The 14488-nt window shown below is 65.7% G+C and carries 13 protein-coding genes; 3 read left to right on the forward strand and 10 right to left on the reverse strand.

Annotation, left to right across the window (positions count from 1 at the left end; all coding sequences use genetic code 11):
* Positions 1-21 precede the first annotated feature (21 nt).
* Together V6U71_RS18435 and V6U71_RS18440 are read left to right on the forward strand one after the other, a co-directional pair.
* The gene (locus V6U71_RS18435) at positions 22-654 is read left to right on the forward strand and encodes a TetR/AcrR family transcriptional regulator (RefSeq protein ID WP_411339800.1); all 633 of its coding nucleotides are present in this window, start codon (positions 22-24) and stop codon (positions 652-654) included.
* A gap of 267 nt (positions 655-921) precedes the next feature.
* Positions 922-2799, forward strand: a complete 1878-nt coding sequence (locus tag V6U71_RS18440) for a serine hydrolase domain-containing protein (protein ID WP_411339801.1) — start codon at positions 922-924, stop codon at positions 2797-2799.
* Positions 2800-2865: 66 nt separating this feature from the next.
* Here V6U71_RS18440 and V6U71_RS18445 read toward each other — a convergent pair whose 3' ends face one another.
* The 4 genes from V6U71_RS18445 to V6U71_RS18460 are packed head-to-tail and all read right to left on the reverse strand — an operon-like array spanning position 2866 to position 6942.
* Entirely contained in the window at positions 2866-3906 is a 1041-nt protein-coding gene (locus V6U71_RS18445) for an alcohol dehydrogenase family protein (RefSeq protein ID WP_411339802.1), read from the reverse strand.
* Between the two features lie 21 nt (positions 3907-3927).
* Positions 3928-5154, reverse strand: coding sequence for an acyl-CoA dehydrogenase family protein (locus V6U71_RS18450; RefSeq protein ID WP_411339803.1), 1227 nt, complete (start codon positions 5152-5154; stop codon positions 3928-3930).
* A 14-nt stretch (positions 5155-5168) separates the two neighbouring features.
* A complete protein-coding gene (locus V6U71_RS18455) occupies positions 5169-5906 on the reverse strand; it encodes an SDR family NAD(P)-dependent oxidoreductase (RefSeq protein ID WP_411339804.1) in 738 nt (245 codons plus the stop codon).
* 10 nt (positions 5907-5916) lie between these two features.
* Positions 5917-6942: a phosphotransferase family protein gene (locus V6U71_RS18460; protein ID WP_411339805.1), complete on the reverse strand. Its 1026-nt coding sequence runs from the start codon at positions 6940-6942 to the stop codon at positions 5917-5919.
* Positions 6943-7016: 74 nt separating this feature from the next.
* Here V6U71_RS18460 and V6U71_RS18465 point away from each other — a divergent pair, with 74 nt between their 5' ends.
* Positions 7017-7652 carry a TetR/AcrR family transcriptional regulator gene (locus V6U71_RS18465; RefSeq protein WP_411339806.1) on the forward strand — a complete coding sequence of 212 codons (636 nt, stop codon included), beginning with the start codon at positions 7017-7019 and terminating at the stop codon, positions 7650-7652.
* A 2-nt stretch (positions 7653-7654) separates the two neighbouring features.
* On the opposite strand, the gene V6U71_RS18470 is transcribed toward V6U71_RS18465, so the two are convergent.
* From V6U71_RS18470 to V6U71_RS18495, 6 genes are read right to left on the reverse strand one after another with little or no spacing between them, the layout of a single operon-like run.
* Positions 7655-9151 carry an acyl-CoA synthetase gene (locus V6U71_RS18470; RefSeq protein ID WP_411339807.1) on the reverse strand — a complete coding sequence of 499 codons (1497 nt, stop codon included), beginning with the start codon at positions 9149-9151 and terminating at the stop codon, positions 7655-7657.
* The gene (locus V6U71_RS18475; RefSeq protein ID WP_411339808.1) at positions 9148-9654 is read right to left on the reverse strand and encodes a hypothetical protein; all 507 of its coding nucleotides are present in this window, start codon (positions 9652-9654) and stop codon (positions 9148-9150) included. Before V6U71_RS18475 ends, V6U71_RS18470 begins: the two co-directional genes overlap by 4 nt.
* Positions 9651-10742, reverse strand: coding sequence for a zinc-binding dehydrogenase (locus tag V6U71_RS18480; protein WP_411339809.1), 1092 nt, complete (start codon positions 10740-10742; stop codon positions 9651-9653). Before V6U71_RS18480 ends, V6U71_RS18475 begins: the two co-directional genes overlap by 4 nt.
* Complete coding sequence (locus V6U71_RS18485; RefSeq protein WP_411339810.1) at positions 10739-11257, reverse strand: cupin domain-containing protein; 519 nt, start codon at positions 11255-11257, stop codon at positions 10739-10741. The genes V6U71_RS18480 and V6U71_RS18485 overlap by 4 nt, the downstream gene beginning before the upstream one ends.
* A 13-nt stretch (positions 11258-11270) precedes the next feature.
* Positions 11271-12062: an SDR family NAD(P)-dependent oxidoreductase gene (locus V6U71_RS18490; protein ID WP_411339811.1), complete on the reverse strand. Its 792-nt coding sequence runs from the start codon at positions 12060-12062 to the stop codon at positions 11271-11273.
* Between the two features lie 13 nt (positions 12063-12075).
* Positions 12076-14400 carry a TonB-dependent receptor gene (locus tag V6U71_RS18495; protein WP_411339812.1) on the reverse strand — a complete coding sequence of 775 codons (2325 nt, stop codon included), beginning with the start codon at positions 14398-14400 and terminating at the stop codon, positions 12076-12078.
* Positions 14401-14488: the final 88 nt, after the last annotated feature.

Below are 14488 nucleotides of genomic sequence, written 5' to 3' on the forward strand. Positions count from 1 at the left end.
CGTTCTTTAAAAGCAAGCCCCATGGATGAGGAACGCCCCGAACCGCCCCGACGCGGCCGCCCGCCACGCAGTTCCGATGCGATCGAAGCCCAGCGTCAGCATATCGTCGCCGCAGCGCGCGACCTCTTCGCCGCCGAGGGCTATGACGGCGTTTCGATGCGCAAGGTGGCGGCAAAGGCCGGATGCCTGCCGTCTACGCTCTACACGCTCTTTCCCGGCAAACGGCAGCTGCTCCATTTCCTCTGGGGGCACATCTTTGCCGACCTTAACGATGCGCTCGACCGTAGCGCGGGGGAGGAGGCTCCGGACGGTCTCACCCGCCTGTGCCTGACGCATATCGACTTCTGGCTGCAGCGTCCGCAGGACTATCGGGCCATCTTCCTCGTCGAGGACCGGGTCCAGGATTCCGACGATCCCTATTTCGTCGAAAGCGCCGTCGCGGCGCGCTATCTCGGCATCATGCACCGGGCGATCGTCGACGGGCAGGCGCGCGGCGAAATAGGCCCCGGCAATCCCGACGAGATCCGGAAGATACTGCTCTGCTGCATTCAGGGCGTGGCCTATAATCTGATCGCGATACCCGAATATGACTGGGGCGATGCCGACAGGCTCAAGACGATGGTGATCGGGGCTGCGATACTCGGATTGCGATGAAATGGGTTGTCGGAGATCTTCACGACGGATGACCTGAGGATGAAGGCGTGCCCCGCCGCCGGCTACCCGATGACCGCCTTCCCCGAGGCCGTTGCAACCTCCCCATAAGCCATTCATAACGGCCAGGAGAATCTGGGGGGATTTATGAAAATGCGATCATTCTTCGTCGGTCTGAGCTTGTCGGCGGCACTTCTTGCCGTTTCCCCGGCGGCGGCGGACCAACCGTCGCCTGCCCCGGCATCGATCGCAGTGGGATCCGATGCGTCGATGGTTCCCCCGGAAGGCTGGAGCGTCGCGCGCGAGGGCAATCTGGTCCGCTTCGTTCCGCCCGAAGCCAATCTCGTCATCACGCTCGTCCCTGTCGCCGAGGCGAAAAGCGGAGCGGAGGCCGCCGCAGCGGCCTGGACGATGGCCAAGCCCGGTTTCGCCCGCCCCGTCCATTTGTCCCAGACCCTGCCCGCGCGCGACGGTTGGGACGAGGTCGTCGTCGTCAGCTACGATGTCCCCCCGGCCGAAAACGCGGTTGCCCAGGCCGTCGCATCGCGGACAGGCACGGCATGGACCGTGGTGACGATCGACGGCGCCCTCGCAACCCTCGCCAAGCGGGGCGCGCAGATCAACACCGCCGCCGAGACGCTGCGCCCCGCCAATTACACCAAGGAGAGCTTCGCGGGCCGCCAGCCGCATGCGCTCGATACTGCGCGGATCGCCGAGCTCGAAACCTTCATCCGCACCTCGATGGACGAGCTCAAAATCCCCGGCGCCGGAATCGCGCTGATCGACGATGGCAAGATCGTCTATGAGCGCGGGATCGGCGTGAAGGATATCGAGACCGGCGCGCCGGTCGACAAGGACACGCTGTTCATGATCGCGTCGAACACGAAAGGCATGGCGACGCTGCTGCTTTCCACATTGGTGGATCAGGGCAAGCTCGACTGGGACAAGCCGGTGATCGACTATATGCCGAGCTTTCGCCTCGGCGATGCAGAGACGACGCGCAAGGTGCTCGTCAAGCATCTCGTCTGTGCCTGCACGGGCCTGCCGCGGAAAGACATGCTGTGGCTGTTCAACACGCGGCCCGAAACGGGCGCCGAAGACACGTTCAGGCAGCTTGCCGAGACCCAGCCGACGTCCGGGTTCGGCGAGGTGTTTCAGTATAATAATCTGATGGCGAGCGCGGCGGGCTATCTCGGCGCGCATATCCTTTATCCCGACATGGAAATCGGCGCGGCGTTCGACCGCGCGATTCAGGAAAGGATTTTCGACCCGCTCGGCATGCGCGACAGCACGATGAGCAATCCGAAGGCGATCGCAGGCAATTGGGCCAAGCCCTATGACACCGACCTCGACGACAAGATCGCGTTGGTCGATATGAAGTTCAACGACACCGTCGTGCCCTATCGCCCTGCAGGAGGCGCTTGGTCGTCGGCTCACGACATGGCGCTCTATGTCCTCAACGAGCTCAAACAGGGCGAACTGCCCGGCGGAAAGCGGATGGTCTCGGCCCAGAATCTGCTCGCGCGCCGGGTCCATTATGTGCCGACCGGCGAGAACCAATGGTATGGCATGGGTCTCGAGGATGATGCCAGCAGCGGCGTCTCCGTCATCTCGCACGGCGGCAGCCTGTTCGGATACAAGAGCAACTGGTTCGCGCTCCCCGCGTCGGGGGTCGGCGTGGTTGTCCTGACCAACTCGGAGAATGGCTACACACTGGCCAATCAGGTGAAGCGCCGGCTGCTCGAACTTGTTTTCGACGGCAAGCCCGAGGCGAAGGAAAATGTCGCCAGCGCCGTGAAACGCAATGCCGAATCCTTCGCCAAATTCCGCAGCGAACTGACGCTTCCTGTCAGTGCGGACGCATCGAAAGCGTGGGTCGGCGAATATTCCAATCCCGAACTCGGCCCCCTGTCGGTGCAATATAGGAACGGCACGCTGTCGGTCCGTGCGACTTCGATATGGTCGGACGTCGCGACGAAGACGAACAAGGACGGGACGATTTCGCTGGTCACCATCTCGCCCGGGATCGGCGGCGTCGACCTGCTGGCGGCGACGCGCGACGGCAAACGGGCGCTCATTCTCAACGACGGCCAGCACGAATATGTGTTCATCGAGGCACGCGACGGCGGGGTAGCCGCAGCTCGCTGAACCCGGACGCAAATTTCATCGCCTTCACCCGCCGCCGGACACAGCCGTTGGGCCCGCGCGGGTTCTTCAGTCGGGCACCAGGAGCATCTTGAGCGCCCCGGCGCTTCGCCCGTCGAACAGCTTATAGGCTTCGGCGCCCGCGCTCAGCGGCATGCGATGGCTGATATATTTTTCGGGTTTCAGCCGCCCCGACTGTACCAGCGGGAACAGCGTCGGCAGTTCCTCGGGGACCGAACAGGTACCGGCGCGGAAGGTCAGCCCCGCAGCGAAGAAGCGTTCGAGCGGGAAGGCATAGCGACGCGATTGCTGTACCCCGATCACCGACACGGTGCCGCGCGCGCGAACGAGGCGCAGCGCCAGATCGACCGCCTCGTCGCGCCCGACGACCTCGATCGCGCAGTCGAGCTTGCGTCCCTTCGTTGCCTCGCGGATCGTCTCGACCGCTTCGCCCGGATGGAGCGCGATGGCGCCCGCTTCCTCGGCCAGCGCGCGCCGCTCGGCGACCGGGTCGATCGCATAGACGACGTGCGCGCCCATGACGAAGGCGCTCTCGACCGCCATCAGGCCGATGGGCCCGAGCCCGATCACCGCGACGCTGCTGCCCGGCACGATATCGGCATTGCGAGCGCCGAACCATGCGGTGGCGAGCGCGTCGGTCATCAAGAGCGCCTGTTCCTCCGTCACGCCGTCGGGGATCGGCACCGCATTGATGTCGGCGGCGGGCACGCGCACCGCCTCCGCCTGCGAGCCCTGCAGCTTTGCCGACAGGCCATAGCAGGAGCCCATGCCGAACTCGCAGAGGTTGACGACCCCGGCGAGGCATTGGCGGCACGATCCACAGCCGACCGCGGCGGGGATCATCACCTTGTCGCCGACCTTCAGCCGCGACACGCCGCGCCCGGTCTCGACGACCTCGCCCACTGCTTCGTGCCCGACGCAAAAGCCGACATCCTCCGAAAAGCCGTGGCCGTGATAGATATGAAGATCGCTGCCGCAGATCGCGCAGGCGGTGACCCTGACGATCGCGTCGCGGTCAGACTGCGGCACCGGATCGTCCATGCTCTCGTAGCGGATGTCGTGGGCGCCGTAATAGCGAAGGGCTTTCATGGCCGTGGCTCCCCGTCCCGTTCAGCGCCGGTTCGCGGCGACATATTCGGCGATCTTCTGCTTGCCGAGCTGCGACATATGCACTTCCTCGGGCCCGTCGGTGATGCGGACGTAGCGGTTGAGCGTGAAGAAATAGGCGATCGGCGTATCCTCGCTAACCCCCATGCCGCCATGTGCCTGGATCGCGCGGTCGGAAACGGTCTGCGCCATCGTCGGCGCAACGACCTTGATCGCGGCGATCAGATCCTTCGCCTGCTTGTTGCCATAGCGGTCCATCGCGTCGGCCGCCTTCAGCGTCAGCAGCCGCGCCATTTCGACCTCGCAAAAGCTTTTCGCGACGTCCTGCCGGATGCTGCTCTGGTCGGCGAGCTTCTTGCCGAAGGCGACACGGCTGTCGACGCGGCGCGCCATATGTTCGAGCGCGCGCTGCGCCTGCCCGATCGAGCGCATGCAGTGATGGATACGGCCCGGCCCGAGGCGGCCCTGCGCGATCTCGAACCCGCGGCCTTCGCCGAGAATCAGATTTTCCTTCGGCACGCGGACATTGTCGAAGCGCAATTCGGACTCGCCGCCCGGCGAATTATACGATCCGAAGACGGTCTGATGACGGACCACCGTCACCCCCGGCGTCTCGCGCGGAACGAGGATCTGCGAATGCTGCGCATGACGCGGCGCGTCGAAATCGGTCTTGCCCATCACGATGAAGATGTCGCAGCGCGGATGCATCGCGTTCGAAATCCACCATTTGCGGCCGTTGATGACATAATCGTCACCATCGGGGATGATCGACAGTTCGAGGTTTGTCGCGTCGGACGAGGCGACCTGCGGCTCGGTCATCACATAGGCCGAGCGGATTTCGCCCGCGAGGAGCGGCTTCAGCCATTTTTCCTGCTGTTCGGGCGATCCGAATTTCGCCAGCACCTCCATATTGCCGGTGTCGGGCGCCGAGCAGTTGAAGACCTGGCTCGACCAGGGCACGCGGCCGAAGAGTTCGGCGAGCGGCGCATATTCGAGGTTGGTGAGACCCGGCGAGAATGCGCCATATTCGTGCGGCAGGAACAGGTTCCACAGCCCCTGTTCGCGCGCCTTGTCCTTCAGCGCCTCCATCCCCGGCCATTCCTGCCAGCGGTTGTCCTGGTCGTGGACGAAATCATAATAGGCCTGCTCGTTCGGATAGATATGCTCGTCCATGAAGGCTTCGATCCGGGCGAGGAGCGCGGCGACCTTGTCGCTATATTCGAAATTCATCAGTCAGCCTTTCGTTAGAGGGAGAGCCCGCCATCGACGATGAGCGTGTGGCCGGTGACATAGGACGCGAGCGGCGAGGCGAGGAAGATCGCGCCGCCCGCCATGTCGCCGGGGGTGCCCATCCGCCGCTGCGGGATGTGGGCGAGCGTGCCTTGCAATCGCTCGGGGTTCTGGGTGGTAACCTTGGTCAGCTTGGTATCGACGAGGCCGGGGGCGAGCCCGTTGACGCGGATGCCATCGGCGGCGAACGCCTGCCCCAGCGTCTTGGTCAGGCTGATCGCGCCCGCCTTCGATGCAGCATAGGCGGGGTTGCCGATATTCGCCTTGAGCCCCGAGATCGAGCTGACGATGACGATCGAACCGCCCGCATCGGAGAGCTGCGCGCGGAATTTGCGCGATATGTGCATCAGGCTGTCGAGGTTGACCGCCATCACGCGGTCCCAGCCTTCGCGCTCGAACTCGCCGCGGCGATAGACGACGGTGCCCTGACAGAGGATCAGCACGTCGAGCCCGTCGAAGGGCAGCGGTGCTGCCTCGATCGCATCGGGATCGCCGGCATCGACGCTGGTGTAGCCGAGGCCGTTCAGGTCCGATCCGTCGGCCGGATCATAATCGGCCGCCGCGGCGCGCGTGCCCCAGACATGGACATCGGCGCCGCGCTCGCGAAAGCCGTGCGCGATGCCGTTGCCGATGCCGCTCGATCCGCCGACGACCAGCACCCGCCGGCCCGTGAAATCGGTATCGTCCTTCATATCTTTTCCTTCAATTGATGCGGCGGAGCGCGCGGTCGAACAGGTCGAGCGTATGGGCGTGGAGGCGGTCGCCGGTTTCCTTCGGCGCCTTGCCGGCACAGGCGCGCGCGTGCGTGCCCTCGAGGATGATGCCGAGCTTGTAACAGGCGAGCACGACATACCAGTCGAGCGCCGCGAGATCGCGGCCGCTGACCGCGGCATAATGCTGGGCGAGTTCGTCGGGAGTCGCAAACCCCTCCCACGGCGTGATCGCGACGTCGGTCGCGCGCGGCGCGTCGCCCTCGGGCCATGTCGCAAGCAACCAGCCGAGGTCGAGCAGCGGATCGCCGATGGTGCTGAGTTCCCAGTCGACCACCGCCGCGAGATCGCCGCTGTCGGGGCGCACCATGACATTGGCGAGGTGAAAATCGCCATGGATGATGCCGGGGCGGAAATCCGCCGGACGATGCGCGTCGAGCCAGTCCGCGACGCGCTCGACCCCGGGGATCGCTTCAGGACCGGGCCATTCGGCGAAATCGGCATAGCTCGCGAGCTGCGCCTTCCACCGCCCGACCTGCCGCTCAAGATAATTGTCAGGCTTGCCGAAGCCGTCGAGCCCGACCGCGCGATAATCGAGCCCGCCGAGCGCCGCGATCGCCTCGACCATCGACAGGCCGATGCGATGACGGACGCCTGCGTCACCGGCATGGAGAGCGGGCAGGCCCTGCGTCGGGTTAAAGCCCTCGACGGGTTCCATCAGGTAGAAGGCGACGCCCAGCACATTTTCTTCGGGACAGGCTGCGACGAGCCGCGGGTGCGGTACCGCCGTGCCGTCGAGCGCGGCGAGCACGCGCGCCTCGCGCCGCATCGTATCGTTCGAATTGGCGCGCGGCACCGGCGGCGGGCGACGGAGCACATAGGCCGCCTCGCCGCGGCGAAAGCGCATCAGGATATTCTGGGTGCCGCCCGACAACAGGCGCGCGTCGGAAATCGGCCCGAAGCCGACGCCCTGCCCGTCCATCCAGCGCTGAAGCGCCGGGAGATCGACTCCCTCCATCATCCTCTTCCCGTTCTTTATCCATTTGGATAAATGCATTTGACGCGTGCCGCTGTCAATGGCAAATGCCGCGCATGCCCCGTGCCCCCTCGACCGCGCATTCCGAAGCGCCCGCCCATATCAAGGCGGTGGCGCTGAAGCTCTTTGCCGAACGCGGCATCGACGGGGTGACGGTGCGCCAGATCGCCGAGGCGGCGGGGCAGAAGAACCACGCCGCGCTCACCTATTATTTCGGGTCCAAGGAAGCGCTGATCCGCGAGCTGATCGTCGATGGCGCACGCGCGATCGACGAGCGGCGCAACGCCGCGCTCGATCGCAGCGTCGCGGCCGGCGGGCCGCGCAGCATCGTCGAGGTGATGGAGATATTGGTCGAAACCTCGGTCGATCCGGACCCGCCGCCATGGGGCGAATGTTACAACCGCTTCATCGTCGGCCTGCAACTGTCGAACCGGGCGCTGTTCATGGACGCTCTCGCGGGGCGGTGGAACTCCGGCTATCAGCGCTGCCTCGACGAAGTCCGGCGCCTGATGCCGCAGGCCCCGCCCGACCTGCTCAACCAGCGGCTCGTCTTCATGGGCGGCGCGATCAACGGCATATTGGCGGGCCGCGAAACCGAACTTGCCGACCGGTCGCGCCAGCACCCGATGTGGTCGCATGCGGAAACGCTGGGCCGCGTCGCCCGCGCGCTGGCGTCGATCATCGAGGGCTGACCTCAGCCGCGCAGCTCGGCCTTCAAGATCTTGCCCGCCGCCGAGAGCGGCATTTCGTTGCGGAACTCGACCGAGCGCGGGCACTTATAGGCGGCGAGCTTCGTTCGGGTATAGGCGATGATCTCGTCGGCATCCGCTTGAGGTGCCTGATTCGCGACGATCACCGCATGCACGCGTTCGCCCCAGCGCGCATCGGGGAGCCCGACGACGGCACATTGCGACACCGCCGGATGGTTCGCCAGCACCGCTTCGACCTCGACCGAATAGACATTCTCGCCGCCGGTAATGATCATGTCCTTCAACCGGTCGACGACATGGATATAGCCGTCGGCGTCCATCCGCCCGACATCGCCGGTGTGCATCCAGCCGCCGCGCAACGCCTCCGCCGTTTCTTCCGGGCGGTTCCAGTATCCGCTCATCACCGCCTCGCCGCGCGCGACGATCTCGCCGATCTCGCCGACCGGCACCTCGACATCGTCGGGGTCGACGATGCGCGCCTCGATCGCCATCACAGCGCGCCCGGCCGAGCGCCGCCGCTGAGGGTCGCGGTGGTCGGCGGGCTTCAGCAGCGAAATCGAGCCTGAGGTTTCGGTCATGCCATAGCCCTGCACGAAACCGACGCGCGGCATCGCGGCGATCGCGCGGTCCATCAACGCGGGCGGCATCGGCGCCGCGCCATAATAGATGCGCTCGACGCTGGTGAGATCATGCTCGCCGAAGCGCGGATGGTCGAGCACCGCCAGCAACATCGTCGGGACGAGGAACAGGTCGGTAACATGCTGGGCCGAGATCGCCGCCATCACCGCCTCGGCATCGAAGGCGGGCAGGAAAACATGCCGCCCGCCGCCGAGCAGACAGGCGAGGAAGCCCGAGATCGCACCGACATGGAACAAGGGCGCGGTGTGGAGCATGCATTCGCCCGGCGCCGCGTCGCCAGCCCCCGCGAGACACAGCGCATAGGTCATCAGCGCGCGGTGCGAGAGCATCACCCCCTTCGACCGTCCGGTGGTGCCGCCGGTGTAGAGGATCATCGCCAGATCGTCGCCGTGGCGCAGATGCTCGCCGGGTTCGGCAGCAGCGGCGATCAACTGCTCGAATACCGGTCCGGCCATCACGACCTCGCGCAGCGCCGGGGCCGCCCGGCGAATATCCCGCAGCATGACCCGGAAATCCGGATCGACGATCAACACCTCGGCGCCGCAATCGGCGAGCGCATAGGCTATCTCGTCGGCGGTCCAGCGCGTATTGACGGGACAGGCGACCGCGCCTGCCCACAGGCTGCCGAACAGGAAATCGACGAACAATTCGCCATTGGGCGCGAGCAGCGCGATGCGATCGCCCGGCGCGACGCCAAAGCTTTGCAAGACCGCCGCAATACGGCGCGTTCGCGAGGCGACCTCACGCCAGTTGCGCTGTCGCCCGCCATCGACGGTCGCGACACGATCCGGCATTTCGCGCGCGGCGCGGTGCAGCGGCTGTGTGATCGCAAGCCCGGTCATGCTGCCGCCGCCACGCGCCGCGCCACGATTGCGCGTCCGGCCGCAACGATACCGCCGAAATAGAGCGTCGCGACGGCGATCGCGGCCATGACATGGCCAAAGCTCTCGCCCGCCTGCAGCAAGGGCGCCGCCATCACGGTCAGATAGAGCATGTAAGGCCGGTTGATCAGCAGCGGCAGCCAGCCGCGAAGCTGGCAATAGATCGCGGCGACGATCAGGCTGAGCACCGGCAGCACGCCCGCCGGCCCGCCGTGAACCGCGCCATATTGCAGCAGCCACGCGGTCGCGGTGCCGCCGCACGCGCCGACGAGCAGCGGTGCGAGCGCCTTGCCCTCGACCATATCGACGCTGCCCCAGTACCAGAGCAGCAGGAAACCGGCGTAGAGCGGCGTCAGTCCGAACAACAAGCCGAGCGCGATGAAGCCGGCGATGAGCAGCACGACACCGCCGGTGACGACCGCCGCCTGCCCGCCCGCCATCGCCGGGGCCGCTTCGTCGCTCACCGCCAAGGCTCCACGACGATCTTCACCTGATCGCCCGGCGCGGCGAGCCGTTCGAACGCCGCCGGCGCCTCGCCGAGCCCGACGCGGTCGGTCAGGAACGCCGACCCGTCGATCGCGCCTTCGCCCAAGGCATGCAGTGTGTCGGCGAACTCGCCCTGCGAATAGGCCCAGACAAAGCTGAAGCGCATCTGCTTGTTGATGCCGAGCACGGGAAGGATGCGGTCGTCCTCCATGCACGCGCCGACCACGACGATATGCGCGAGCGGCGGCGCCTGTTCGAGCAGGTTCTGCAGCATTCCCGGCACGCCAACGCATTCGAAGACGATCGCGTCGCGCATCGAGCGGCCCGACAATTGCGCCACGCCGAAGGTGGCAAGCGTCGCGGGGACGTCGAGCGCCTCCCAATGATCGTGCGGCGAGGTCGCGGCGGGATCGACGACGATGTCGGCGCCGAGCCGTTCGGCGCGCGCGCGGCGCGCCGGGGAGAAATCGGCGGCGATGATCGGACCGATGCCGCGGCGCTTCAAGGCGACGATCACTGCGAGTCCGATCGGGCCGCAGCCGATCACCATGGCGACACTGCCCGGGCCCGGATTGGCGACCGCGACGGCATGGGTGCCCACCGAGAGCGGTTCGGTCAGCGCCGCGATCTCGGACGGAAGACCGTTCGGCACCGGCAGCAGCAACGCCTCGGTGAGCACCACACGCTCGGCGAGCGCGCCGCGGTAGCGGGTCGAAAAGCCGATCAGTTCGGCCCCGAGCGGCCCGAAGGCAAAGGGCGTCGAGACGACCCGCGTCCCCGCCGCGAAGCGCTTTTCGGTGCCCGGCCCATGGTCGAGGATTTCGGCGCAAAACTCATGCCCCAGCACCAGATCCTGCGCCGGATCGATCGTGTCCGGCGCGCCGCAGCGGCGCCCGATCTCGACACCATGCTCCAGATGATGGACCGCGTGCAGGTCCGACCCGCAGATGCCGCACGCAAGCGTCCTCGCAACGACCTGCCCCGCCTCCGGCACCACGTCGGGAACTTCGGCAACGGTTAGTGCGGCCCCGCGGCGCACCGCCGCACGCATCGTCGCACCGCTCATTTGCTGCCTGCGAGTTCGGTCGGCTTGCGCTGGCCTGCCCAGCCCGGCTTTTCCTTGCGCAACCCGTCGACGATCTTGTCCCAGAATGCGGCCGTATTACCCCGGAAGCGGATATCGAACGCATCGGCGGTGCGGAATTCGAGCACTTCGACGCCCTCCGGGCCCGGCTTGTAGGTATAGGGGACGTCGGTGCCGACATAGAAGCCGTCTCCGGGGCCAAGTTCCTCGGTGCCGAGCTTCAGCGAACCCGCGATGATATAATAGAGACAATCGGCATTGTGGCTGTGCAGCGGCAATGGAAAGCCGCTCTTGAACCACGCGTAGGTCAGGCTCATCCCCGGCATCGAGAAGAGCAGCTTCACCTCGTTACCCTCGTCGGCCCCCTCGGCGGTGGCGCGGACGATGCCGTCCTCGATCACCGGGGTGATACCCGAATATTCCATGCACGACGTCTCGCTGTACGGCGGTGCGTCGGCGGCGCGATAGACTTCGAAGCTCGGTTTTTTGGCAGTCATCGTCTCTATCCTTTCACGCTGTGCCCGCGGCGCCCAGAACGTCGCGGAGGTCGGGCTGGCCCGTATGCGCGGTCAGCCCGCCATCTACCGGAACGGTCGCGCCGGTCATGCCGCTGGCATCGTCCGACGCGAGGAACAGCGCGACGGCAGCAATCTCCTCGGGACGTGCGAAGCGGCCCGCCGGAACGATCCGCTCCCATTCGGCGCGCAGCCCCTCGATCTCGTCGACGCCGCTGGTAAGAAGCGGCGTATCGACGGGCCCCGGACAGATGGAGTTGGCACGGATGTTGTCGCGCGCATGGTCGATCGCGAGGCAGCGGGTGTAGTTGATCACCCCCGCCTTCGCGGCATTATAGGCGGTGAAACCATAGTCAGCGGCCATGCCCGAGGCCGATGCGGTGTTGACGATGGCTCCACCGCCGCGCGCTTTCAAATGGGGGATGACGGCGCGGCAGGCATAGAAAACGGCGTCGAGATTGACCGCGATGCAGCGGCGCCATTGCTCGATGTCCATATCGGGGGTCAGGCCGAAATTGCCGATCCCCGCATTGTTGAAGAGGATGTCGATCCCGCCGAAGCGGCGGGCCGTCTTGTCGGCGAGCGGCGCGAAGGCATCGGCGTCGGCGACGTCGACGAATTCGAAGGCCGCCCGCTCGCCGAGTTCGGCCGCGAGCGCGGCGGCGCGCTCGACGTCGAGCTCGGCGATCATCGCCGATCCGCCCTCGGCGACGAAGCGGCGCACGAACGCCGCTCCGATGCCCGAGGCGCCGCCGGTGACGATTGCGGTCTTGCCTGCAAAACGCATGGCTTCAGCTCCCTCAGTAACGCCAGCCGACCGAGATGCCATAGGTCGCGGGGCGGCCGGCCATGCGCCAGGCGGTGTCGGCCTGGAAGGTCGAGTTCCAGTAATATTCGTTGAAGATGTTGCGGCCCCAGAGCTGAACGCGCAGCTTGCCATCCTCGCTCTCGACACCCGCGCGGACATCGACGAGCGTCCGCGCGTTGATCCGCAGGATCGCGGGATCGCCGAAGGTCGAATTGGTCGCGCTGTTGTAATTGACGTTGGCGCCGATCATCGCATTCCAGTGATTGCTGACCGGCCATTTATACTGGACGTCGGCGGTCGCCTGCCACTTCGGCGTGAACGGAAAGGCCGAGCCTTCATAGTCGGCGAACACGCCCGTACCGTTATAGCCGGTAAACTCGTCGATGCGGCTCTTCACATAGGTGCCCGACAGATTGGCGGTCAGCCCCTCGACCGGACGCCAGTCGATTGCAGCTTCGACGCCGTAGATGTGCGACGTCGGGATGTTGACGAGCCGTTCGAGCAGCCCGAAAATCGGGTCGAGGATACGCCCGCGCACCTGCTTGTCTTTATAATCATAATAGAAGCCCGCGGCGTTGAACTGCAGCGTGCGGTCGGCCAGCGGCAGTTTGAATCCGGCCTCATAGGCGAGCAGCGATTCCTGCGTCGCGGGCAGGAAGCCGGTGAAGGACGAGGCCGGCACCGTCGGGAACCCGCCCGCTTTCCACCCGCGCGAGATGTTCGCATAGAGGATCGCGCGATTGTCGAACGTATAGGTCAACCCGCCGCGCCACGAGATATTGTCCTGCTTCAGTTCGTCGACGACCAGCGACGGCTGGAATTCGGGGCTGAAGGTCAGGCAGCCACCGGCCGGGATCGGCGTGATCGGCGGGGCGCCGGTGAACAGCTCGGTCAGCACGTTGAAGCTCAAATAGGTCGTGCCGTCGCCGTCGTAGCCGCAGCCATCGAAGCTGCGCTCGTTGCGCGTGTAGCGAATGCCCCCCTGCGCGGTGAGGTTCGGGGTCAGGTCATATTCGACATTCGCATAGCCCGCGTAGGTCGTGACCTTCTGGTTGGTGAAAACCGCCGACACGGTCAGGATCGGCAGGCCGGGGATGATGACGTTGCTGCTGAGGTCGTTCGTGAACAGGATCTGCTGTTCGCTCGCCTTGTCGTGCGAATAATTGGCGCCGAGAATCCAGCGCGCGTCGCCGCTGGTGCCGGTGAGGCGCAATTCCTGGAAGAAGCTCTTGACGCTGCCCGGGGTATAGCTGTCGAGCTGGCGCCACTGGGTCGCGTCGAGATCCTGCGTCGCATCGGTGTTGAATTCGAGCCACGAGGTGATCGAGGTCAGACGGACGTCGTCCGACAGGTCGAGGTCGGTGCGGAGCGAGGCCTGATAGAAATCATCGTCGCGGCGCATCGGCGTCGACGCCGACCAGTTGGCGGCGCGGGCATTTTCGGGCGCGAGCGGGGTGGCGAGCACATAGGGATAGGCGCCAGCGGGATTATAGGGCGTATGCGCGGTCAGTTGCGGCGCCTGCACGTCCGACTTGTCGCGCCAGCCATTGAGGTTGAGCGTGAATTCCAGCGTGTCGGTCGGGTTCCAGACGACGAGCGCACGCCCGGCGATGCGGCGGGCGCTGCCGAGCTTGTCGTCGCGGGTATAATTTTGCTGCCAGGCGCCGCCCTCGTCGATGCGCGCGCTGAGGCGCACGCCCAGCGTGTCGGTGACCGGCGCGCTGACGAAGCCCGACAGCTCCAGCGCGCCGAAACGGCCAAAGCTGGCGTCGGCGCCCGCCTCGAAATCATTCCCCGGCTTGGCGGAGATGTAGTTGATCGCACCGCCGGTGGCATTCTGTCCATAGAGCGTGCCCTGCGGCCCCTTGAGCACCTCGACGCGCGACAGGTCGAGCGCGGCGCCCTGCGTCAGGATCGCGAAGGGCAGCGGCACTTCGTCGACATAGACGCTGACCGCCGGTGACGCGGCGAGCGTCGATTCGTAAAAGCCGACGCCGCGAATCGTATAGACCGGGGTGGCGATCTGGCTCTGGGTAAAGGTCAGGCCGGGCACGATCTTGGCGAGATCCGCAACGGTGCTGATGCCCTGCGAGACGAGCTGGTCGCCGCCGATCGCGGTGATCGACATCGGGACCGAGTTCAAAGACTGTTCGCGGCGCTGCGCGGTAACGATGATTTCGCCGGCGTTGTCGGCAGGCGCGCTCGCGGCGCTATCGTCGCCGTCGACTTCCACGGTCTGCGCCATCGCCGGTGCGGCAGCCATCAACGCGATATAGGTAACACCGGCACACAGCCGCGCGGCCACTCCCTTGGACATCATACTCTCCTTTTTGGGGCCGGCTTTTGATGCCGGCTCCCAATCAGGAAACCAGATTGTCTAAAATTAGTCAAGTTCGACTAATCAA

The sequence above is a fragment of the Sphingopyxis sp. J-6 genome, assembly GCF_046603995.1.
GTDB lineage: Bacteria > Pseudomonadota > Alphaproteobacteria > Sphingomonadales > Sphingomonadaceae > Sphingopyxis.

Coding starts and splice junctions, on each gene's coding strand:
- V6U71_RS18445 (WP_411339802.1), bottom strand. CDS start 3,906: ATGAAAGCCCTTCGCTATTACGGCGCCCACGACATCCGCTACGAGAGC.
- V6U71_RS18465 (WP_411339806.1), top strand. CDS start 7,017: ATGCCCCGTGCCCCCTCGACCGCGCATTCCGAAGCGCCCGCCCATATC.
- V6U71_RS18490 (WP_411339811.1), bottom strand. CDS start 12,062: ATGCGTTTTGCAGGCAAGACCGCAATCGTCACCGGCGGCGCCTCGGGC.
- V6U71_RS18435 (WP_411339800.1), top strand. CDS start 22: ATGGATGAGGAACGCCCCGAACCGCCCCGACGCGGCCGCCCGCCACGC.
- V6U71_RS18485 (WP_411339810.1), bottom strand. CDS start 11,257: ATGACTGCCAAAAAACCGAGCTTCGAAGTCTATCGCGCCGCCGACGCA.
- V6U71_RS18495 (WP_411339812.1), bottom strand. CDS start 14,400: ATGTCCAAGGGAGTGGCCGCGCGGCTGTGTGCCGGTGTTACCTATATC.
- V6U71_RS18455 (WP_411339804.1), bottom strand. CDS start 5,906: ATGAAGGACGATACCGATTTCACGGGCCGGCGGGTGCTGGTCGTCGGC.
- V6U71_RS18470 (WP_411339807.1), bottom strand. CDS start 9,151: ATGACCGGGCTTGCGATCACACAGCCGCTGCACCGCGCCGCGCGCGAA.
- V6U71_RS18450 (WP_411339803.1), bottom strand. CDS start 5,154: ATGAATTTCGAATATAGCGACAAGGTCGCCGCGCTCCTCGCCCGGATC.
- V6U71_RS18460 (WP_411339805.1), bottom strand. CDS start 6,942: ATGGAGGGAGTCGATCTCCCGGCGCTTCAGCGCTGGATGGACGGGCAG.
- V6U71_RS18440 (WP_411339801.1), top strand. CDS start 922: ATGGTTCCCCCGGAAGGCTGGAGCGTCGCGCGCGAGGGCAATCTGGTC.
- V6U71_RS18480 (WP_411339809.1), bottom strand. CDS start 10,742: ATGAGCGGTGCGACGATGCGTGCGGCGGTGCGCCGCGGGGCCGCACTA.